18 protein-coding genes are annotated in these 20,359 nt (G+C 45.6%); all 18 read left to right on the top strand.

Annotated elements, in window-relative coordinates; genetic code table 11:
- The first annotated feature begins 19 nt into the window (after positions 1-19).
- The 18 genes from nusA to PODO_RS17720 all read left to right on the top strand — a co-directional run bounded on the left by nusA (position 20) and on the right by PODO_RS17720 (position 20,166).
- The gene (nusA, locus tag PODO_RS17805; RefSeq protein ID WP_036688470.1) at positions 20-1,117 is read left to right on the top strand and encodes a transcription termination factor NusA; all 1,098 of its coding nucleotides are present in this window, start codon (positions 20-22) and stop codon (positions 1,115-1,117) included.
- Between the two features lie 28 nt (positions 1,118-1,145).
- Positions 1,146-1,454 carry an RNase P modulator RnpM gene (rnpM, locus tag PODO_RS17800; RefSeq protein ID WP_036688467.1) on the top strand — a complete coding sequence of 103 codons (309 nt, stop codon included), beginning with the start codon at positions 1,146-1,148 and terminating at the stop codon, positions 1,452-1,454.
- 25 nt (positions 1,455-1,479) lie between these two features.
- Positions 1,480-1,770, top strand: coding sequence for a L7Ae/L30e/S12e/Gadd45 family ribosomal protein (locus PODO_RS17795; protein ID WP_370511500.1), 291 nt, complete (start codon positions 1,480-1,482; stop codon positions 1,768-1,770).
- Positions 1,763-4,423 (top strand): translation initiation factor IF-2, encoded by a 2,661-nt coding sequence (gene infB, locus PODO_RS17790; protein ID WP_036688463.1) that lies wholly within the window; start codon positions 1,763-1,765, stop codon positions 4,421-4,423. The genes PODO_RS17795 and infB overlap by 8 nt, the downstream gene beginning before the upstream one ends.
- Before the next feature lie 18 nt (positions 4,424-4,441).
- On the top strand, positions 4,442-4,789 hold the full coding sequence (gene rbfA, locus PODO_RS17785) for a 30S ribosome-binding factor RbfA (protein ID WP_036688461.1): 348 nt from the start codon (positions 4,442-4,444) through the stop codon (positions 4,787-4,789).
- Between the two features lie 72 nt (positions 4,790-4,861).
- A complete protein-coding gene (locus tag PODO_RS17780; RefSeq protein WP_038571927.1) occupies positions 4,862-5,839 on the top strand; it encodes a DHH family phosphoesterase in 978 nt (325 codons plus the stop codon).
- The gene (truB, locus tag PODO_RS17775; RefSeq protein WP_038571924.1) at positions 5,836-6,750 is read left to right on the top strand and encodes a tRNA pseudouridine(55) synthase TruB; all 915 of its coding nucleotides are present in this window, start codon (positions 5,836-5,838) and stop codon (positions 6,748-6,750) included. The genes PODO_RS17780 and truB overlap by 4 nt, the downstream gene beginning before the upstream one ends.
- Positions 6,751-6,787: 37 nt before the next feature.
- Positions 6,788-7,735, top strand: coding sequence for a bifunctional riboflavin kinase/FAD synthetase (locus tag PODO_RS17770; RefSeq protein ID WP_038571921.1), 948 nt, complete (start codon positions 6,788-6,790; stop codon positions 7,733-7,735).
- A 148-nt stretch (positions 7,736-7,883) separates the two neighbouring features.
- Complete coding sequence (gene rpsO / locus PODO_RS17765; protein ID WP_036656390.1) at positions 7,884-8,153, top strand: 30S ribosomal protein S15; 270 nt, start codon at positions 7,884-7,886, stop codon at positions 8,151-8,153.
- A 293-nt stretch (positions 8,154-8,446) separates the two neighbouring features.
- Positions 8,447-10,549 (top strand): polyribonucleotide nucleotidyltransferase, encoded by a 2,103-nt coding sequence (pnp, locus tag PODO_RS17760; protein ID WP_036688453.1) that lies wholly within the window; start codon positions 8,447-8,449, stop codon positions 10,547-10,549.
- 235 nt (positions 10,550-10,784) lie between these two features.
- On the top strand, positions 10,785-11,768 hold the full coding sequence (locus PODO_RS17755; protein WP_038571918.1) for a polysaccharide deacetylase family protein: 984 nt from the start codon (positions 10,785-10,787) through the stop codon (positions 11,766-11,768).
- Between the two features lie 78 nt (positions 11,769-11,846).
- Entirely contained in the window at positions 11,847-13,115 is a 1,269-nt protein-coding gene (locus PODO_RS17750) for a M16 family metallopeptidase (protein ID WP_036688449.1), read from the top strand.
- Positions 13,090-13,536 carry a dUTP diphosphatase gene (gene dut, locus PODO_RS17745; protein WP_170914171.1) on the top strand — a complete coding sequence of 149 codons (447 nt, stop codon included), beginning with the start codon at positions 13,090-13,092 and terminating at the stop codon, positions 13,534-13,536. The genes PODO_RS17750 and dut overlap by 26 nt, the downstream gene beginning before the upstream one ends.
- Before the next feature lie 569 nt (positions 13,537-14,105).
- A complete protein-coding gene (gene dpsA / locus PODO_RS17740) occupies positions 14,106-15,002 on the top strand; it encodes a dipicolinate synthase subunit DpsA (RefSeq protein WP_036688445.1) in 897 nt (298 codons plus the stop codon).
- Between the two features lies 1 nt (position 15,003).
- Entirely contained in the window at positions 15,004-15,600 is a 597-nt protein-coding gene (locus tag PODO_RS17735; RefSeq protein WP_036688443.1) for a dipicolinate synthase subunit B, read from the top strand.
- Positions 15,601-15,860: 260 nt separating this feature from the next.
- The gene (gene dapG, locus PODO_RS17730; RefSeq protein ID WP_036688442.1) at positions 15,861-17,084 is read left to right on the top strand and encodes an aspartate kinase; all 1,224 of its coding nucleotides are present in this window, start codon (positions 15,861-15,863) and stop codon (positions 17,082-17,084) included.
- Positions 17,085-17,100: 16 nt separating this feature from the next.
- Positions 17,101-17,976 (top strand): 4-hydroxy-tetrahydrodipicolinate synthase, encoded by an 876-nt coding sequence (gene dapA / locus PODO_RS17725; RefSeq protein ID WP_036688439.1) that lies wholly within the window; start codon positions 17,101-17,103, stop codon positions 17,974-17,976.
- A gap of 510 nt (positions 17,977-18,486) precedes the next feature.
- Positions 18,487-20,166: a ribonuclease J gene (locus PODO_RS17720; protein ID WP_036688436.1), complete on the top strand. Its 1,680-nt coding sequence runs from the start codon at positions 18,487-18,489 to the stop codon at positions 20,164-20,166.
- The last annotated feature ends 193 nt before the right edge of the window (positions 20,167-20,359 follow it).

The following is a 20,359-nucleotide window of genomic DNA, read 5'->3' as shown; positions in this document are numbered from 1 at the left end:
AAAGGGGGGCCGGAAATTCATGAGTATGGAGTTTATTGAAGCAATGAATGAGCTGGAGAGGGAGAGAGGCATCAGTAAAGATGTGCTGTTTGAAGCGATTGAAGCGGCGCTGATCTCTAGTTATAAACGTAATTTCAATGCAGCACAGAACGTGCGTGTTGACATGAATCGCAATACAGGTGTCATTAAAGTGTTTGCCCGCAAGTTAATTGTTGAGGAGGTCCTGGATACAAGGACTGAAATCTCATTGCCGGCAGCCAGAGAAATTAACCCGCATTTCCAGCTGGAAGATATCGCTGAGCTTGAAGTGACACCGCGTGATTTTGGACGTATTGCCGCACAGACTGCTAAGCAGGTTGTAACTCAACGGATTCGCGAAGCAGAGCGTGGACTTATCTATAATGCTTTTATCGACAAAGAAGATGATATCGTTACTGGACTAGTTCAACGTCAAGATATGCGGAACATTTACATTGATCTTGGTAAAATCGAAGCGGTTCTTCCGCTTAGCGAATTGATGCCAGGTGAAAAGTTCAAACAAAGCGAACGCATCAAGGCTTATATCACAAAAGTTGAGAATACAACAAAAGGTCCGCAGATTATGCTCTCCCGCAGTCATCCTGGATTACTGAAGCGTCTGTTCGAGCTTGAAGTTCCTGAAATATTTGACGGTGTAGTTGAGATTCGTTCTGTAGCTCGTGAAGCTGGCTTCCGCTCGAAGATTGCTGTGTATTCCCGCAATCCAGAAGTAGATCCCGTTGGTTCTTGCGTAGGTCCAAGAGGCACACGCGTTCAGACCATCGTTACTGAGCTTCGCGGTGAGAAGATCGATATCGTCCGTTATTCTGATCTGGTGCAGGAATATGTTGCGAATGCACTAAGCCCTTCCAAGGTTCTTGAAGTTCAAGTCTTTGAAGCGGAGAAGATGGCGAGAGTTATCGTTCCTGACTATCAATTATCACTGGCTATCGGTATTAAAGGGCAAAATGCACGTCTTGCCGCTAAACTTACCGGCTGGAAAATTGATATCAAGAGTGAAACTCAAGCGGAGCAGGAATACGGCAGACCGAAATCTTCTATTGATGAAATGCATCAGGATTCCGTCTCCATAGATTAATTAACCTGCTTGACGGGAGGCGTTTGGTATGAAACAAAAAAAGGTGCCGCTGCGTAAATGCGTTGCTACCCAAGAGATGATGCCTAAAAAAGAGCTGATTCGTGTGGTAAGAACGCCTGAAGGTGAAGTGCTGATTGATCTGACGGGTAAGAAGTCAGGCCGTGGTGCTTACATATGCGGCAAGCTTGAATGCTTTCAGCTGGCACAAAAGAACAAAGCACTTGACCGTGCATTGAAATGTCAAGTGAGTCCTGAAATCTACGCCCAGCTAGCCCGGGAGTTTACATCCGTGGAAGAGCAGTTCCTAGCAGCAAAGGATAGTGAGGATAATGAGTAAGGCGCTTTCTTATTTAGGGCTTGCCATGAGAGCAGGCAAGATAGTCACCGGTGACGAGGCTGTACTCAAAGCTGTACGGTCTTCAGAGGCGAAGCTGGTCGTTCTGGCAGGTGACGCTTCAGATAATACCCAAAAAAAGTTCCGTGATAAATGCGGAACTTACGATATTCCACTAGTAATCGCATTTCACCGGGATGAACTCGGTGCAAGTATTGGTAAAGACCAGCGTGTAGTACTGGCCATTACGGATAAAGGATTCGCGGAAATGATCTCCAAGCAACTCGGAGATACTGTCGGAGGTGGATTTATTGACTAAAGAAGAGAACAAAGATAAATTGCGCGTGTACGAATACGCAAAGTCACTAAACATGAGCAGTAAAGAAATTATTACTATTCTGAAGCGTTTGAATGTCCCCGTGAATAATCATATGAGTGTCATGGAGAATGGATCCGTGAACAAAGTTGAACAGTTCTTTAAGGATATCAAATCAAACGCTGCAGCCAAGCGGGATACCGGCACCAGCAGCCGGCCGGTAACAACCGGTGCGGTAACAGCCGAACCTCAAAGTGCTCAGAATGCCAACAAAAATCAACAGGAAAAGCAGGTAGGTATGAACAGTAACCAAAACAACAACCAATCGACGACGTCCCCAAGGCCCCAAAGCGGACAAGATTCCCGCAGAACACAAACAGGTTCAACGCAGAATGCACGTCCGCAACAAAGCGGTGCTCCACGTACTAACAGTACTAGCAGTACTAGTAGCAGCCGCCCGCAAAGCAGCACTACCGGCGGCAATCGCCCACAAGGTAGCAATACCGGTGGCAGCCGTCCGCAAGGCAGTAATACTGGCGGCAACCGACCACAAGGAAGCAACACAAGTGGCAGCCGTCCGCAAGGCAGCAATACTGGTGGTAGCCGCCCACAAGGCAGCAACACTGGTGGAAGCCGTCCACAAGGAAGCAACACAAGTGGCAGCCGTCCGCAAGGACAAAACAGTGCACCACGCACTGACAGCCGTCCACAAGGTCAATCTGGCACAGGCGGAGGTTTCACACGCGGTGATGACAGAGGTCCTAAAAAGAACACAACTGGTGGCAGACCGAATAATAATCAAAGACGTTTTGATGATGGTAAAGGTGGTAACTACCGCGGTCGTGGTGGTAAGAATGGTCGTGGCAAGAACCAACCAATGGTACACCGCGAGAAGATCGATAACACACCTAAGAAAATCATCGTTCGTGGCAGCATGACCGTTGGTGAAACAGCGAAATTGCTTCACAAGGATGCTTCTGAAGTAATCAAAAAGCTGATTTCAATGGGTGTTATGGCTACCATCAACCAAGAACTTGATATCGACACCATTTTGCTACTCGCTGCTGAATTTGGCGTAGAAGTAGAAGTGAAGATTCCTGTTGATGAGGACAGCTTCGAAACAGTGGAAGAGAATGACAATGAAGAGGATCTTCAGACTCGTCCTCCAGTAGTTACTATTATGGGTCACGTTGACCATGGTAAAACTACACTGCTTGATGCTATTCGTTCGACAAATGTGACTCTAGGCGAAGCCGGCGGAATCACTCAGCACATCGGTGCTTATCAAGTCGAAATTAATCAAAAGAAAATCACGTTCCTTGATACACCTGGTCACGAAGCATTTACTGCTATGCGTGCTCGTGGTGCACAGGTTACGGATATGACAATTATCGTAGTTGCTGCTGATGACGGTGTTATGCCTCAGACCGTTGAAGCTATTGCACACGCTAAGGCTGCTGGACTTCCGATTATTGTCGCTGTTAATAAAATCGACAAGCCGGGCGCAGATCCTGATAAGGTGAAGCAAGAGCTTACAAGTTATGAACTTGTTCCTGAAGAGTGGGGTGGAGATACCATCTTCGTTAACCTCTCTGCGAAACAACGTATTAACTTGGAAGAACTGCTGGAAATGATCCTGCTCGTAGCTGAAGTTAATGAGTACAAAGCGAACCCTGACAAACGGGCACGCGGTACTGTTATAGAAGCTGAGCTTGATAAATCCCGTGGACCAGTTGCTCGTATACTCGTTCAGAACGGTACGTTGAAAGTCGGCGATGCCTTTGTAGCAGGTAACTGCTTCGGACGTGTACGTGCGATGGTCAATGATAAAGGTCGTAAGATTAAAGAAGCTGGACCATCTACTCCAGTAGAAATTACTGGTTTGACTGAGGTGCCACAAGCTGGCGATCCGTTTATGGCATTCGAAGACGAGCGTAAAGCCCGTGCGATTGCTGATAGACGTTCCACTTCCCAACGTCAATCTGAGCTGAATACGAACACCCGTGTAACTTTGGATGATCTGTTCCAGCACATTAAAGATGGCGAGATCAAAGACCTTAACGTGATTATCAAAGCTGACGTACAAGGTTCAGTCGAGGCGCTTAAAGGATCCTTGGCTAAGATCGAAGTGGAAGGCGTACGCGTGAAGATCATTCACAGCGGTGCTGGTGCGATTACTGAATCCGATATTACGCTTGCAGCAGCATCTAATGCTATCGTTATCGGCTTTAACGTTCGTCCAGACGCACAGACCAAAGCAGCTGCTGAGCAAGAAAAAGTAGATGTTCGTCTGCACAACATTATCTACAACGTAATTGAAGAAATCGAAAGTGCCATGAAAGGTATGCTCGATCCTATCTATAAAGAGAATGTTATCGGTCACGCTGAAGTTCGCAGCGTGTTCAAAATCAGCAAAGTGGGTACCATTGCAGGATGTATGGTTACTTCTGGTAAAATTACCCGTAATGCTGAAATGCGCTTGATCCGTAGCGGAATCGTAGTGTTCACAGGTAAGGTTGATACTTTGAAACGTTTCAAAGATGATGCCAAAGAAGTGGCGCAAGGTTATGAATGTGGCATAACTTTGGAACGCTATAATGACGTCCAAGAGGGCGACATTATCGAAGCGTTTCTTATGGAAACTGTAGAGCGCTAAGCGAAGAGGTGAATATAGATGTCTAAAATTAGAGCAGGACGAGTGGGCGAGCAGATCAAGAAAGAGCTTAGTCAACTTATCCAAAGCGGTCTGAAAGACCCTCGAATCGGTTTTGTAACTGTAACTGGCGTAGATGTGACTAACGATCTATCGCAAGCCAAGGTATACTTAAGCGTGTTCGGGGATGAAGAGCAGAAGGCAGACTCGCTTAAAGCGATTGAGAAAGCCAATGGTTTTCTTCGCTCAGAGCTTGGCAAGGCCATTCGCCTTCGGCATACACCGGAGCTGATCTTCAAGATCGACGAATCTGTCGCTTATGGCAGTCATATTGAGAAGCTTCTTGGAGAGCTTCATAAGAACGATTAGAAATAAGTGATTAAAGTGGGGTTCAAAATAGCGTTATGCTATTTTGAACAACCTTTAAAAAGGAGACGGCGAATGCAGAGCTATGAACAAAGTCTCCAGCAGACCCGTGAGTTTCTGCTGGAACACGACGATTACCTTGTAGTGTCGCATGTTCAGCCGGACGGAGATGCAGTCAGCTCCACCCTTGCGGTGGGCTGGCTTCTCTCATGTCTGGGCAAAAAATACACTATGCTGAATGAAGGACCGATCCCGAAGCGAATGGAATACCTATGGCATTCGGATGAAATCATCAATATGGCCTCTAGTGAACCGCCCCGTCAATACAGCAACGTCATCTGTGTGGATTGTGCGGATTTTCAGCGAGTAGGGCTGACAAACCGCTATTTTGCGAATGAGGCTCTTATCCTGAACATTGATCACCATCCAACAAATAACGGTTATGGATTCGTTAATTTAATCAAACCGGATGCAGCTGCGACAGCGGAAATATTGTTCGACCTGCTGAAGACATTCGAGATCGAATGGGATATTGATATCGCCACAGCTATATATACGGGTCTGTTAACAGATACCGGTGGTTTTCGTTATACCAACACATCACCAAAAGTAATGGCAGCTGTATCTGAGCTATTATCCCTTGGAGTTAACGGTCCTGAACTCGCTGAGACATTGCTTGAAGAAATGACGCTGCCACAGGTTAAAATATTAAATAAAGCCTTAAATACGCTGGAATTATCTCCTGAAGGGGATATTGCCTGGCTATATGTTACACCCGAGCATATGATCGAATGTGCTGCTGCTAATGAAGATTTGGAAGGAATCGTAAACTACCCTCGTAATATACGGGGCGTGGAAGTAGGCATTCTTTTTAAAGTTATTCATGAACATGCGGTCAAGGTTAGCCTACGTTCTGCCGGTAAAGTAGACGTGGCTGCATTGGCGCAAACGTTTGGCGGCGGCGGTCATACCCGTGCTGCAGGTGCGCGTATAGAAGCTACGCTTGAAGAGGCAATAACTCAGGTGCTTGAGGAGGTAAGACGTCATTTATGAGTGAATTAGAAGGTGTTCTGGCGGTTTATAAACCGGCAGGCTTCACTTCACATGATGTTGTAGCCAAGGCACGCCGTATTCTCGGCATGAAACGGATTGGTCATACGGGGACACTAGATCCCCAAGTGACTGGTGTATTGCCGCTTTGTCTGGGACGTGCGACTCGCGTTGTGGAGTATATTCAGGAGCTGCCCAAAGAATATGTGGCAACACTGAGACTGGGGATGTCCAGTGATACTGAAGACTTAACTGGAACCATTACGGAAAGTGTAGATGAGGTTCATGTATCTGAGGAAGAGATTCTTGCAGTGCTTGCCTCTTTCAAAGGTGTAATTTCTCAGGTTCCTCCCATGTACTCTGCGGTGAAAGTGGATGGCAAACGTCTTTATGAATTGGCTAGAGAAGGCAAGACCGTTGAACGAAAAAGTCGTGAAGTAGAGATTTATGAAATCGAAATGACGGATATGACTTGGGAAGGTAATCATCCCGACATCACTTTCCGGGTATTATGCTCCAAAGGCACGTATATTCGAACACTTTGTGTTGATATCGGTCGTGCGCTTGGACTGCCGGGTGTAATGGTGAAGCTGGAGAGAACAATGTCGGCAGGAATTTCTGCCAGCCATTGTTTATCCCTTGAGGATATTGCCGCGCACAAGGAAGCCGGAACATTAGAAGATCATTTAATCGCTGCTGATGAGGCAATTTCGCATTTGCCTAAGCATACCGTTATGGATGAGAAGAAGAAGGCAGCACTGCAGGGTCAACGTTTGTCTTCGCGGTTCATTGCTCCAGAAGTGAAGACAGCAGGTCAAATTCGGCTATACGATCTTCAGGGATTGTTTCTTGGCATTTATGAGCTGGAAGAGACAGGTGCTATTGCCCCAGTAAAAGTGTTTGCACAAGCTTAAATCAATTTTACCAAGTGAATTGTAGGTGAGAAACAGCGTGAGAACCGTAACGTTAACCTATCCGATGTCGCCGGAGACTGCTGCCGAATGGGCACAACCTCAAGTGGCTGCTCTAGGGCAGTTTGACGGCCTGCATCGTGGACATGCCAGTGTCATTACATCCGCTGTGGCCTTAGCCCGTAAACAAGGTGTGCCGGCTGCAGTCCTTACATTTCATCCTCATCCCAAAGATGTTATGGGTAAGGGGGATTATGAAGGGTACTTGACGCCACCCTTTGAAAAGCAAGAGATTCTTGCCAGCATGGGTGTAGATATCCTGTATGTTATTGAATTTAATGAGCAGCTTTCCCGGGTTAGTCCACAGAATTTTGTCTCTGTTATGCTTTTGCCGCTACATATTGTAACTGCAGTTGTTGGCTTTGACTTTCGCTTTGGCTACCAAGGTGAAGGCGATGTTGAGATGCTTCGTAAGCTGGGTGAAGGTGTTATGAATGTGGAAGTTGCTCCTCCTTTTCTGCTTGAAGGCGAAAAGGTTAGCAGCTCCGGCATTCGCAAAAGTCTCCAAAATGGAGATCTGGGACTGGCAAACTCCTGGTTCGGACGTTGCTATCATCTGCGTGGTGAAGTGGGGCATGGTGAGAAGAGAGGCCGCACAATTGGTTTTCCAACTGCCAATTTGAAGCTCAGTGATCATTTTGTCATTCCGACCAAAGGTGTATATGCGGTTCGAGTCTTTTATAAGGATAAAGTTCTGTACGGGGTTATGAATGTGGGCGTTAAACCAACCTTTCATGAGGGTGTGTTGACTCCGAGCTTTGAGGTACATCTGTTTGACTTCGAGGGTGACCTGTATGATCAAGAGCTTAAGGTAGAATTGGTATCTTACATTCGTCCAGAACGGAAGTTTGACTCCATTGGGGCATTGATTACTCAGATTGGCGAGGATGCAGAAACCGCGAAGAAGATTCTGGAGTATAATTTATAGTCATCCCGGACAAGCCGTTTACTTTTGTTAATGGAGATGCTATACTAAGTAACGTTGCTGGCTTACAGCATCATAACCTTAGCTTGGTTGCACGTTCTCACCGACGGTGACGAGGCTAGTGGCGATTATATTGAAGGAGGTGAACAGGATGGCATTAACTCAAGAACGTAAACATCAATTGATCGACGAGCACAAAACTCACGAATCCGATACTGGATCCCCTGAGGTGCAAGTTGCTATCCTAACGGAGAACATCGTTAATTTGACTGACCACTTGCGTACGCACAAGAAAGATCATCACTCCCGTCGCGGATTGTTGAAAATGGTTGGACAACGTCGTAAACTTCTGGCGTATTTGAAAAACAAAGACATCAGACGTTACAGCGCCCTGATCGAAAGACTGGGATTGCGTCGTTAATTTTCCATAAGATTACTCTTAAAGCAGCCTGGTTGTATACCGTATGTCCTTCTCGGAGCGACAGCGGGACAGCTGGGTTGCTTTTTGAAAATTTAGGGAAAACTTAATATTAGGATCGATGAGATTATTCGCAAAAACGGCGGCTTTACTTTTCAGTAAGGCCCAGCCGTTTCTTCTTATATGCATACAGAATAGGTAGCCTCCCTTTGGGACAAGCCTTTCCAATTCATTTAGATCGATATGTGAACCTGCTATTTTAGACTGCGGGTCTACTACTATTCAAGGAGGTATTTATGGAAAAACGTGTAGAAATGCAGCTGGGTGGAAGACGCCTTGTGCTGGAAACGGGCCGCCTGGCTAAACAAGCAAATGCAGCTGTTATGGTGCGTTACGGGGATACTTCGGTATTATGTACCGTTACGGCTTCGAAAGAGCCTAAGGATCTGGATTTTTTCCCGCTTACAGTCAACTATGAGGAAAGATTATATGCGGTAGGTAAAATTCCTGGCGGATTTATTAAACGGGAAGGTAGACCGAGTGAGAAAGCGATTCTGTCAAGCCGTTTGACAGACCGTCCAATCAGACCACTGTTCCCTGAAGGATTTCGTAACGATGTTCAGGTATTGAACATGGTAATGAGTGTGGATCAGGACTGCGCACCAGATATTGCTGCTATGATCGGTACTTCAGCTGCACTTAGTATTTCCGATGTGCCTTTTGATGGACCAATCGGCGGCGTTGCTGTAGGTCGGATTAATGGAGAGTTTGTGATCAATCCGGATATGTCTCAGCAAGCAATCAGTGATGTTTATGTAGTGGTTGCTGGAACGAAGGATGCAATCATGATGGTTGAAGCAGAAGCGAACGAAGTGACGGAAGATGTGATGCTCGAAGCGATTATGTTCGGTCATGATGAAATCCGCAAGATCGTTGCAACCATTGAAGAACTGGTTAAAGTGGCTGGTAAAGAAAAAATGGCTGTGAAGCTGCATACAGTGAATGCTGACGTGAATACTGAGGTCCGTGCATTTGCTGAGGCTCGTCTGGTGGAAGCCGTTAAAATAGCTGAAAAACATGCGCGTCAGGAAGCGATTGATGTCGTTAATGATGAAGCGGTTGCGTATTTCGTAGAGAAGTACATAGAAGCACCGGAGCTTCTGAAAGATGTTAAAGAAGTCCTACATGATATCGTGAAGGATGAAGTAAGACGTCTAATCACACATGATAAGGTTCGTCCAGATGGACGTAAACTTGATGAAATCCGTCCGATTGAATGTGATACAAGTCTGTTACCGCGTACACACGGTTCCGGTCTGTTTACACGTGGACAAACACAAATCCTTAGCGTTTGTACCCTTGGAGCACTAGGTGATGTGCAAATTCTCGACGGAATCGATCCTACTGAAACGAAACGTTTCATGCACCATTACAACTTCCCGCCGTTCAGCGTAGGGGAAGCTCGTCCGCTTAGAGCACCAGGACGCCGTGAAATCGGTCATGGAGCACTTGGAGAACGTGCATTATCCAAGGTTATACCTAGTGAAACTGAATTCCCGTACACGATTCGTCTAGTATCAGAAGCGATTGAATCTAACGGTTCTACTTCCCAGGCAAGTATCTGTGCCAGCATTCTGGCTATGATGGACGCTGGTGTGCCAATCAAAGCACCGGTAGCCGGAGTAGCAATGGGTCTGATCAAAGACGGAGAGCATGTCTCCATCCTGACGGATATTCAAGGTATGGAAGATCATCTCGGAGATATGGACTTCAAGGTAGCTGGTACAGCAGAAGGTGTTACAGCTATTCAAATGGACATTAAAATTGCCGGTATCGACCGCAACATTCTTCAGGATGCACTTCAGCAGGCTAAAGAAGGCCGTCTGTTCATCTTGGACAAAATGAATGAAGCGATCTCTGCGCCAAGACCTAATCTGTCCAAATATGCTCCAAAAATCATTATTATCAACATCAATCCGGACAAAATCCGTGATGTTATCGGTGCTGGTGGTAAGATTATCAATAAAATTATTGAAGAAACCGGCGTAAAAATCGACATCGAACAAGATGGCCGTGTCTTTATCGGTTCTTCAGATGAAGAGATGATCCAAAAGGCACGTTCGATTATCGAAGGACTAGTGCGTGAAGTACAAGTCGGAGAAATCTATGTGGGTACAGTTAGACGTATTGAGAAATTCGGAGCATTTGTTGAACTAATTCCGGGTAAAGACGGATTGGTACACATTTCCCAATTGTCCACTGAGCGCGTAGCTAAGGTTGAAGATGTTGTAGCTGTCGGGGATACAATTACCGTTAAAGTTACGGAAATCGACCAACAAGGCCGGGTTAACCTGTCGCGTAAAGCGGTATTGACTTCGGAAACTGGAGCTAAAGCTTAAGTTTCAATTGTAGAGGTACCTTTTCTAAGGTACCTAATAGCATAATAAAAGGAGACAGAAGCGATTGCGTTCTGGCTCTTTTTTTATATGAAATAAAGTAAAGTGCATCACTATCACGCCTCTTGCCTCTGTTCTTATGACATAAATTCCTCTCTTGTCTCATAGATTGGGACAAAGTGTCTTTGTATTCGTGTGGAACGGACTACAAGTCGTTTCTGCCGGGGAGGAAGTCGTCATGAAGACGGAAAAAGTGGCTTTAGTGGTTGCTTGTATTGCGATCGTGATAGGAATTGGCAGCACTCAGGGACCGGTAAAGGACATGCTTGCGCAATTGAAGCCGCAGGATGACCTAGCTGTGTGGAAGGATATTTCTAAGCCGGAGAACAATGATCTTCGGACACGGATTGAGACCGCCGCAGCCAAACTTAATGCCCCTCCAGTGAATGCCGTGGTTGATCGGGTATGGAAGGCGATTCCGGGTTATAACGGACTTGAGATTGATGTAGAGAGTACATATCGGAATGCTCTTTTGGCGCCAAAAGAACCTATAAAATTTGTGTATCGGCAGATTGAACCACAGATATCACTGAATCAACTGGGAGCTGAACCCATATATCGTGGGAATCCGGCCAAACCGATGGTATCGTTGATGATTAATGTGGCGTGGGGAAATGAGTACATTGTGCCAATGTTGGATGTTTTGGATGAAGAGAACGTTAAAGTTACGTTTTTTCTGGATGGGAGCTGGCTGAGTAAAAATCCGGAGCTGGCTAAAGAAATGCTAAAACGTGGTCATGAGATGGAGAATCATGCTTATACCCACCCTAATATGAGTACTTTAAGTCGTGCGCGAGCTACTGTAGAAATTGAGAAGACACAAAAGCTGTTAAAGGAATCGCTTGGAGTCACTAATAAATGGTTCGCACCCCCTTCTGGTGATTTCGATCAGGAGACAGTAGAAATTGCCAGCAGTTTAGGGCTCAAGACCGTACTATGGACCGTGGATACCGTGGATTGGCGTAATCCTTCTCCTGAATCTGTAGTTGCCAAAATCACAAGCAAAGCGGAACCAGGCACTCTAGTCTTAATGCATCCCACAGCCTCATCCTCCAAAGCTCTGAGGGCCATGATACGTGGAATCAAAGCAAAAGGGTTGCAGTTAGGCACAGTTACTCAAACGCTCTCAGCAGAGCGGCTGATCCCCTCTAATGTTGAGTGAGAGCTGTATTTCTGGTAGGATTATAGGCACGTGTAATTAAATTAGATAGAACATGGCTATTTGCCAGGAGGACTTGAAGTGGAAAAAATAGTGTTATCCAATGGTTTACGAGTGGTAATGGAGAAAATCCCGACTGGCCGGTCCGTTTCTTTCGGAATCTGGGTAAAGACAGGCTCTCGGAATGAACACCCTGGAAACAACGGGATATCCCATTTTGTAGAACATATGCTTTTTAAAGGTACGGATCGGTACAGCGCCAAGGATATTGCTGAGCAGTTTGACGCCATCGGGGGCAATGTAAATGCGTTTACCTCAAAGGAATATACATGTTATTATGCTAAAGTACTGGATGAGCATCTGCCCATCGCTGTAGATGTATTAGCGGATATGTTCTTCCGTTCACGGATGGACGCTGAAGAGCTGGAGAAAGAAAAGAATGTCATCCTTGAGGAAATCTCCATGTGCGAAGACACGCCGGATGATCTTGTACATGATTTAATGTGTGCTGCTGCCTACAAGGACCATCCGCTAGCGTATTCCATCCTTGGCTTGAAGGAACGGCTGATGGAGATGAAGCCGGATGATCTTCGGGCGTACATGAAGGAACAATACACGATTGAGAATACGGTTATAAGTGTAGCCGGCAACATTAGTGATGGATTGATCGAACTGCTGGAACAGCATTTTGGTTCTTTTGATAATCATGGTACAAGTGCGCCGCTGACTCCACCAGATTACTATGGAGAACTCTTATTTCACCGCAAGAAAACAGAGCAGAATCACATCTGTCTTTCCTTGCCTGGCGTACGTTCTGGCGATCCCTTGCAATATGCTATGGTGCTGATCAATAATGCCGTAGGCGGAGGGATGAGCTCCCGTATGTTCCAGGAAATTCGTGAAAAACGCGGATTAGCTTATTCGGTGTATTCCTATCACAGCTCCCAGGCAGATTCTGGTCTGTTTACGGTCTATGCTGGTACAGCGCCCAAGCAAACAAAAGATGTCATGGAGTTAATCAAGGAAATGATGTACGAACTTGCTACTAACGGCCTCAGTGAAGATGAGCTGAGAAAAGGCAAGGAGCAGCTTAAAGGCAGTCTCATTCTTAGTCTCGAAAGCACTAGCAGCCGAATGAACCGTATCGGAAAAAATGAACTTATGCTCGGAAGACATAATACATTGGACGATATGATCGCCAAAATTCAGCTAGTGACGATGGACAATATCAACAGTGTGCTGGACCATATGTTCGCGGAGCCGCTTTCTTTAGCGATGGTAGGCTCATCAGATAAAGCTATTGCAAATGTTAGGAGAGATGATCTTGTCTTATTACGTACAAATCAATAAACTTACTGGAAACGAGGATGTAAATCTTCCTTGTAAAATGTCGGAGCAAGCTTCCGGTTATGATCTTTATGCTGCAGTTGCGGGTGAAATTGTACTTGCACCAGGAGAGCGTGCTTTAATTCCAACAGGGATTTCACTGGCTATGCCAGAGGGGCTTGAAGCGCAGATCCGTCCGCGTAGTGGACTGGCCTTGAAGCACGGGATTACCTGCTTAAATACACCTGGAACTATAGACGCTGATTACCGCGGAGAGATCAAAGTACTCTTGATCAATCTGGGGCAGGAGCCGTTTGCTATCGCTCGCAATGAGCGGATTGCCCAAATGGTATTTCAAGCTGTTCCAGTGGTTAATTTGGTGGAAGTGGAAGAGTTGTCCGAAACACAACGCGGAGCCGGAGGCTTTGGTCATACTGGCAAATAAGATTGTTGATATAATTCATTTAAAAAGCTTACGAATTCATGCCCAAGGCATGATTCGTGAGCTTTTTTTGTTATGCAGAGTTAATTATCATTAAACATTATTTTCTTCGATTGTTATGCAGATAGCATTTTATAAAGTGCTATCTGCTACTCCAACTACATCCGATTTCCCCATCGAATAAACTCAGCATTTTCATTGGCGCTCTGCCACAACTCTAACCCTACTGTCAAATTAAAAACGAAGCCCCTATCGGACCTCAGCGCTCTTATTTACAACAATTCTGCTTAATTCGGCTGTTTTCGGACCCCAGTGTCACTATTGGATCAAAAACACCTGATATCGAACCTGTTTATGTCGAATAAGAGCTCTCCAGTCCGAAACTCCTCCTAAAAGACAAAAAATACACAAATAGTTGCATCTCGGTCCGTAACTCATCAGCCGTAAGCCATCTGCTCATCAGCCATCAGCCATGCGTGCCGGGGATTTCATTTCCGCTCTTCACCCATTAACTATGCCCAGCATAAGATGCTTTATAGTCGATAGTGTATGTTGAAAGGAGCGTCATCCCTATGCTTACTGGCGTCAGGATCGTGTTCCTGGGCGGGGACGCGAGACAGCTTGAAGTGATTCGGAAATGTGTGGAATTGGATGCGACGGTAAGCGCTGCCGGGTTCGATAAGTGGGAGACCCCTAGCCCAGGGGTGAGCCTGGAACAATTGACGGTAGAGCTGCTAAGTAATGCAGATGTATTAGTGTTGCCTACGGTAGGCTGTGATGATGAAGGAAATATTAGTGCTCTATTTTCTTCTGAGCGTTTAACGATTCTGGAGGAGCATTTCACTGCGCTGCCATCCGATTGTTTAGTGTATACCGGTATGGCTAAAAGTTACTTGCGCGGGATGTGTACCAAGCACTCACTAAAGTTAATCGAACTGCTTAATCGTGATGATGTGGCTATTTACAACTCTATCCCGACAGCGGAGGGAGCGCTGGTAATGGCCATTCAGAACACGGATTTTACGATTCACAGCTCGAAATCAATGGTGCTTGGTTTAGGTAGAACTGGATTTACAATGGCTCGAAGTCTACAGGGACTGGGGGCTAGTGTAAAGGTTGGTGTCAGAAAACAAGAACATTATGCACGTGCTGAGGAAATGGGCTGGAAGCCTTTTATGACCAGTGAGCTGCTGCTTCACGTACCGGATGTGGATCTTATATTTAATACGATACCAAGTATGATCATCACCGCTCAGGTGCTCTCGCGGCTTGCGCCGCATTGCGTAATTATTGATCTGGCATCTGCACCAGGCGGTTGTGACTTTCGTTATGCTGAAAAACGTGGGATTAAGGCGATGCTGGCTCCAGGACTCCCTGGCATTGTAGCTCCAAAAAGCGCTGGGATTATTATGGCAAATGCGCTGGTACAGTCGATTTCGGACGAGGCTTTAATCAAGGGGGACGAATAAAATGGATTGGCACGGAAAAACAGTAGGGTATGCGATCACTGGATCTCATTGCACTTTTGCTGAGGTAATGCCACAAATTCAGCGCTTCGTAGACGGGGGAGCAAACGTAGTACCTATAGTTTCAGCATCTGTACTAGGAACAGACACCCGCTTTGGGACATCGCAAAATTGGTTAAAACAGTTGAAAGATATAACAGGGAATGATATCATTTCTACAATTGTTGAAGCGGAGCCGCTGGGTCCTTCCAAGCTGCTGGATGTGCTGACAATAGCACCTTGCACAGGAAATACAACGAGTAAACTGGCTAATGCCATGACGGATAGTCCCGTGCTAATGGCAGCTAAATCGCAGATGCGCAACGGACGTCCACTAGTTCTAGCGATATCTACAAATGATGGATTGGGCCTAAATGCCGCAAATATTGCTAAGCTTCTGGTGGCTAAACATATTTATTTTGTACCATTCGGTCAAGATAACCCTGAGGGTAAACCTAACTCGCTCGTGGCACGCATGGATCTTATCCCGGAAGCTTGCTATGCCGCTTTGCAAGGTAAACAACTACAGCCGATGATCATCGAACGGTTTCATTCAGCATAGAAAATTAACAGAGCTCGGCTGATTTTGTTGTGGACAATAAAAGGGGAGATGCACCAAATGAGCAATGAGAAGTGCCAAGATAACGTAGTGGAAACAGCTAAGTTCATTGCTATCAAAAAAATATAAGCAATATTGCTACCGTCCTCAGGTTCGAGGGCGGTACAGCCATTTAACAACTTACTTAACGAATAAGCTCACGTACCGTAATCTTTTCACGAATGATTAGTGTGTTTGCTTTGATAATAATGGGGGAATTATACATGGGTATTCTGGTACAAAAATTCGGAGGAACATCGCTATCCACACCGCAAGCTAGAGAACACGTAATCCGCAATGTCAAAAGAGAGCTGGCAAGTGGCTACAGTCTTGTTATTGTTGTATCGGCCATGGGCCGTCGCGGAGAGCCTTACGCAACAGACACTTTGCTGGATTGGGCCGTGCAGAACGGAGATGCACTTCCTGACCGGGAAAAAGATCTCCTGATGTGCTGCGGTGAAATTATTTCAGCTACTACTCTATGTGGGCTGTTGGAGAATGAAGGTATCGCTTCTACAGTATTAACGGGAGCTCAGGCAGGATTTCTGACAGACAGCAACTATGGCAATGCCAGAATTCTGGATGTACGTCCGGAACGCATTCTCCGTGAGCTGCGTGAGGATAAAGTGGTTATTGTTACCGGGTTCCAGGGCCAGACTGAAGCGGGTGATTTAACAACTTTAGGCCGTGGCGGTAGTGATACCTCTGCTACAGCACTTGGTGCTGCTCTTCATGCTGATATGGTGGATATTTATACGGATGTTAACGGGATACTTACAGCTGATCCACGGATCGTTGAAGATGCTAAGCCATTAACTTACGTTAGTTATACAGAAATTTGCAATATGGCTCATCAGGGAGCAAAAGTCATTCATCCACGTGCGGTTGAGATTGCTATGCAGGCACAGATTCCAGTTCGTGTTCGTTCAACCTTTTCAGAAGCTGAAGGTACGCTGGTTACGAATCCAGAAGGATTTAACGATATCCAAGCAGGGGGTATTGTGGATCGATTCGTTACAGGGATTGCTTATGTCAGCAATGTTACACAGATTTCTGTGGAATGCCCGGACGGTAACGGAACCGGAGTGCAATTGCAAATCTTTAAGAGTATGGCAGATAACGGGATAAGCGTTGATTTTATTAATGTAACACCTACGGAAGCTCTTTATACGGTTTTTGATGACAAATCAGAGAAGGCTATTTCTGCTCTGCAACAGCTGGGTTTGCGACCTAAGAGTTTATCGGGTTGTGCCAAAGTTTCTGTTATCGGGGGAGGAATTAACGGTGTGCCTGGTATTATGGCGCGCATCGTTGAGGCGCTTAGCTCGCAAAACATTCAAATTCTACAATCCGCAGATTCGAATACAACGATATGGGTGCTTGTGAAAAAAGAAGATATGGTGCAGTCCTTGCGTTCGCTGCATGCTATGTTTGAATTGCACCGCTGACAAGGAGGAATTCAAAGTGGATTTCGGAAGATTAATAACAGCCATGGTAACCCCTTTTGATGGGGATGGAGAAATCAACTGGGATGTAACTTCACAGCTTGTCGATTATTTAATTGAGGTACAGAAATCAGAGGCTTTGGTTGTCTGCGGAACGACAGGGGAATCGCCTACGTTAAGCGATGAGGAAAAGCTGCAGCTGTTTTCTTTTGTGCTGGAAAAGGCGAATGGACGTTGTAAAGTTATTGCTGGAACTGGCAGCAATAACACGAAACATTCCATTCATCTGACGAAGGAAGCAGAGAAAATAGGTGTAGATGGAGTGCTTTTGGTCGTTCCTTATTATAATAAACCGAATCAGGAAGGTCTTTATCAGCATTTTTCCACGATTGCTTCAGAGACTTCATTACCAGTGATTCTATATAATGTTCCAGGTCGAACAGGTGTAAGTATGAGCGTGGCCACTACCCTGCGACTTGCTGAGATTCCGAACATCATTGCTACGAAAGAATGCGCGTCTGTGGATCAGGTAACACTTATTGCCTCTGCTTGTTCAGATGATTTCCGTGTATATACAGGTGATGATGCCTCGGGTCTTGCCAGTCTGGCTGTTGGTGGATACGGAATTATAAGTGTATCTAGCCATGTGGTTGGTGCGCAGATGTCAGAAATGATTTACGCTTATACCTCCGGCAATGTTCAGCTTGCTGGAGAGATTCATCGCCAGCTGTTCCCGATTTTTAAAGGAATGTTTGAATGCCCACAACCGCTGCCCAATCCATCAGCAGTAAAATATGCTTTAGGACTCAAGGGGATCCCTGTGGGCGGAGTCAGATTGCCACTTATTTCGCCAACGGAAGCGGAAGCGGCTTTTATTGAAGGACTATTTCACTAAGAATTAATCATTGATGATGAACGTTCTAAACCGGCTACTCTATTGGGGGAGCCGGTTTTTGCATTTATATTTTTTTTCTGAAATATTGAGGCGAATTTAAGGAAAGAATTTGGATACGAGGCGGATGACTTGTCTTTTGCCAAAAAAATCATGTATAATGATCTTAAGTGACTGGGTGCGGTTAAAATTAAATATGCGGTAATCTTCCGTCAATGTAATACATTGTGAGACAGGATAGGTCCCAAGATGAGTCTGTTTAAATAAATGACATGTCTTCGCGCGAGGGGCGCGACGGTGAATTTTGACGGCGTTTGTCCGCTTCAATATGAACTTTACTGCCCGGAATCGGGAGCTTTCGCATTGCGCATTTTACAGATTTCAGGAATTTCCTCGTCGATTGGAAGTTATTGGCTGTTTGAAAGAAATGTGTTCAGCGCCGCTGAAATAATCGAAGTTCGATATTTACCAATAAAAGTATGACGTCCAACATCATAGGAGGGTTAGATTCATTTGTCCAAAAAAAACAACAACGATAAATTGACGATTTTCGCATTGGGCGGAGTCGGAGAAATCGGGAAAAACATGTATGTTATTCAATACGGAGCTGACATTGTAGTCGTGGATTCGGGACTCAAGTTTCCGGAAGAGGATATGCTCGGTATTGACATCGTAATTCCTGATATCTCGTATTTGACAGAGAACCGTGACAAGGTAAGAGGTATTGTGCTTACTCACGGACACGAGGATCACATCGGTGGTCTGCCTTATGTCCTGAAGAATTTGAATGTTCCAGTCTATGGAACAAGATTAACTTTAGGCCTTGTAGAGAACAAATTGAAGGAAGCGAACCTGCTGGGTGACACCAAACGGATTCTGATCAACGAAGATTCAGAAATTCAATTGGGGAACTCACTTAAGGTAACTTTCTTTAGAACCAATCACAGCATTCCTGATTCCGTGGGTGTATGCATTGAGACTCCGGAAGGAAATGTTGTTCATACGGGCGATTTCAAATTTGACCACACCCCAGTCAACGGTCAATTTGCAAATCTGCATCGGATGGCAGAGATTGGCCAAAAGGGCGTGCTTGCTCTTTTGTCGGATAGTACGAATGCTGAGAAACCAGGCTTTACCCCTTCTGAGAAGAATGTCGGTATTGTGCTGGAAGATATTTTCCGCAAAGCTGAGCAACGTGTCGTTGTAGCAACTTTTGCTTCCAATGTGCACCGTATTCAGCAAGTGGTTAATGCAGCAGAATCCACGGGTCGTAAGATTACAGTAATTGGCCGTAGTATGGTTAACGTTGTATCCATCGCTTCTGAGCTTGGGTATCTGAACGTACCTGACGGTATGCTGATCGAACCAGAAGAAATGAATAGAATGGCAGCTAATCGTGTCGTTGTTCTTTGCACAGGCAGCCAAGGCGAGCCAATGTCTGCATTGACACGTATGGCGCGTTCCAGTCATCGTAAAGTAGATATCCTGCCAGGTGATACCGTTATTATTGCGGCAACACCTGTACCAGGTAATGAGAAATATGTAGGCCGTACCATCGATGAATTGTTCCGTCTTGGCGCTGATGTGATTTACAGCGGTTCCAACTCCGGCGTTCACGTATCCGGTCACGGTAGCCAAGAAGAACTTAAGCTTATGCTCAACCTCATGAAGCCGAAATTCTTCATTCCGATCCACGGTGAATTCCGCATGCAACGCAAACATGCTTTGCTGGCAGAATCCGTTGGCGTAGATCCACAGAACATTTTCATCACTGAAATCGGTGAAATTGTTGAGATCCAAGGCGGTGCCGCTCGTAAAGCTGGTAAAGTAACGGCTGGTAACGTATTGATTGACGGACTAGGTGTAGGCGATGTGGGTAACATTGTATTGCGTGACCGTAAGCTGCTGTCTCAAGACGGTATCTTGGTTGTCGTGGTTACACTTAGCAAACAGAATGGTGCCATTGTTTCTGGACCTGACATCATTTCACGTGGTTTCGTTTATGTTCGGGAGTCCGAAGGACTGCTCGACGAAGCTAACCGAATTGTATCCAGTACATTGCAACGCCTGATGAGTGAAAAAGTAAATGAGTGGGCTTCCCTTAAAACAAGCGTAAAAGATTCGCTGGGCCGTTTCTTATATGAACAAACGCGCCGCAGACCGATGATTTTGCCAATTATCATGGAAGTGTAAGGAGAGTTTCTCCTTCAATGAATATATAGCTAGGGCTGAGCCCCTTTTCCCCGGAAATATTGGACGGTTTCCTTGGGAGAAGGGGTTTTTGCATGTCATAATTACTTCATAAGCTGAAAATTGCATAAGGCAGCACCCTGAAATGTCATACTAAGGATTGTTAGTAAGGCAACAGCAGACTAGAGCTGCATAT

The sequence above is a fragment of the Paenibacillus odorifer genome (assembly GCF_000758725.1).
Classification (GTDB): Bacteria; Bacillota; Bacilli; order Paenibacillales; family Paenibacillaceae; genus Paenibacillus_AQ; species Paenibacillus_AQ odorifer.
The sequence above is the reverse complement of the archived record's forward strand: the minus strand, read 5'-3'. Positions and strand labels throughout refer to the sequence as shown.

Coding starts and splice junctions, on each gene's coding strand:
- rpsO (WP_036656390.1), top strand. CDS start 7,884: ATGGCATTAACTCAAGAACGTAAACATCAATTGATCGACGAGCACAAA.
- dapG (WP_036688442.1), top strand. CDS start 15,861: ATGGGTATTCTGGTACAAAAATTCGGAGGAACATCGCTATCCACACCG.
- PODO_RS17755 (WP_038571918.1), top strand. CDS start 10,785: ATGAAGACGGAAAAAGTGGCTTTAGTGGTTGCTTGTATTGCGATCGTG.
- dpsA (WP_036688445.1), top strand. CDS start 14,106: ATGCTTACTGGCGTCAGGATCGTGTTCCTGGGCGGGGACGCGAGACAG.
- truB (WP_038571924.1), top strand. CDS start 5,836: ATGAGTGAATTAGAAGGTGTTCTGGCGGTTTATAAACCGGCAGGCTTC.
- rbfA (WP_036688461.1), top strand. CDS start 4,442: ATGTCTAAAATTAGAGCAGGACGAGTGGGCGAGCAGATCAAGAAAGAG.
- pnp (WP_036688453.1), top strand. CDS start 8,447: ATGGAAAAACGTGTAGAAATGCAGCTGGGTGGAAGACGCCTTGTGCTG.
- PODO_RS17780 (WP_038571927.1), top strand. CDS start 4,862: ATGCAGAGCTATGAACAAAGTCTCCAGCAGACCCGTGAGTTTCTGCTG.
- PODO_RS17795 (WP_370511500.1), top strand. CDS start 1,480: ATGAGAGCAGGCAAGATAGTCACCGGTGACGAGGCTGTACTCAAAGCT.
- rnpM (WP_036688467.1), top strand. CDS start 1,146: ATGAAACAAAAAAAGGTGCCGCTGCGTAAATGCGTTGCTACCCAAGAG.
- PODO_RS17735 (WP_036688443.1), top strand. CDS start 15,004: ATGGATTGGCACGGAAAAACAGTAGGGTATGCGATCACTGGATCTCAT.
- nusA (WP_036688470.1), top strand. CDS start 20: ATGAGTATGGAGTTTATTGAAGCAATGAATGAGCTGGAGAGGGAGAGA.